This is a genomic window from Allorhizocola rhizosphaerae, from assembly GCF_003426775.1.
Taxonomy (GTDB): domain Bacteria; phylum Actinomycetota; class Actinomycetes; order Mycobacteriales; family Micromonosporaceae; genus Allorhizocola; species Allorhizocola rhizosphaerae.
Genome location: NZ_QJUG01000464.1, coordinates 1 through 1,578, shown reverse-complemented (window position 1 = coordinate 1,578; position 1,578 = coordinate 1). Strand labels below are relative to the sequence as shown.

Below are 1,578 nucleotides of genomic sequence, written 5' to 3'. Positions count from 1 at the left end.
CGCGCCGGCGAGATCGGGAAGTCGGGCTGCGGCATCATGCCCGGCCGCCCGGGTGCCCGCCGCACGCGCGGCCGGGCCAGCACGGCGGCGCCGGTCGCATCCTCGGGCACGGGCAGGTAACCAGCCTCGCGCAGTGACGCCAGCAGCCGCCCAGGGGTGAACGGTGTGATCAGCACGGTGGGCGCGATCCGGCGCAACTGCAGGTCGGACAGCTTGCGGTCGGCGAGCGCGGTGCTGATCAGGCCCTCGTCCTCGCTGCGGACGTATGCCCCGGCCCCGCCCGTGCGCAGGCCGCCGTGCGTGCGCGCCACATCGTCGATCAGGTAAGTGAGCGCCTGCGGCACGCCCGTCTTGGACCGCCGCTTGAACAGCGTGTGCAGGTCGTGCGCCGCGTAGCCCGCGTCGAGCGCCCGCCGCACGCTGGCCTGGGTCACCCGGTAGACGCTCGCGCCGCCGCCCGACTCGTGGTCGGCGGCCATCTCCAGCTCGGCGGCGAGCTCGGGCGAGGGCGGGCCCGGCACGACGACGGTCAGGTCGGCCTGCACCAGCATGTGGTCGACGGGCGGCGGCAACAGCGCGGTGAGCGCCACCACGGCCGCAGTCTCCTCGGGCGGCAGCACGGCCTCTTCGCGCTGCCCGAGCGGGTCGTCGTCGACCACGTTGTCGTATGTGGACAGTAGCGCCCGCCCGTATGTCGTGAGCGCCTGCAGCCCCGTGATGCCCAGGGTCGCCGCCTCGCGCATCGCGTCGCGGTAGACACCCTCGCGCCCGCGCATCCGGCGCGGCGCCTGCCACCGGATCACCTCGATCAGCTCGTCGGCCGTGGGAGCACCGCTGTGGGAAAGCGTCTCGAGCGTCACCCTGCGCACGAACGGCGCCGTGGCCCGCTCCAACTGTGGCGATAGGACGGTCATGGGCCGGTCCTTCTCGTCGCGCCGGCCGGCCAGCGACGCCTGGCGCGACATGGCGAGCCAGGCGTTGGCGAGGCGTGCCCAGCGCTGCGCCACGGGTGAGGCCCGCCACTGGTCATAACCCGACGTCGGGATGAACGTCGTCTCGCTGGACGTCTCCAGCTCCCCGATCAGGCCCGCCGCGTGGGCGACCTCAAGGAAGAGTGCGGCGTCCTGTTCGGACACCTGCGCCGCCTTGGCCAGGCGCCGGTGCGCCAGCACGCCCATGCCCCCGCCGCGCAGCACCGGCGCGGGATCAGCAGTCAGCGCCTCCAGCAGGTCTTCGGTGTGCCGGACCGCGCTCATCGCCTGCCCCGCGCCGGCATTGTCCACGCTGGACTGTCGTTGCGCGGGCGATGCCACCGGTGGCGGGGCCGGGTGCAGCTGCCCGAGCGGCCCGGCCTCGCGCCGCAACAGCAGGCCCAGCTCGCGTGGCAGCTCGACCGCGCCGTCCGAGACCTCGACCAGCAGCCCGTTTTCCAGCAGCCAGGCCACGGGCTCCGTGGGCGAGGAGATCATGCCCACGGGCGGGCCCTCGGCCAGCCGGTCGAGCACGGCGCGGGCCGCGGGCGGCGCACTCAGCAAAGCGCGGCGCAGCTTGGCCGGGCTCTCGAACAGCTCCGACGCG

The 1,578-nt window shown here is 74.3% G+C and carries 1 protein-coding gene; it reads right to left on the bottom strand.

The features are described 5' to 3' along the window. Positions 1–1,578, bottom strand: a 1,578-nt coding sequence (locus DM816_RS41795) for a helicase-associated domain-containing protein (protein ID WP_117215932.1), incomplete at both ends; no start/stop codon positions are given.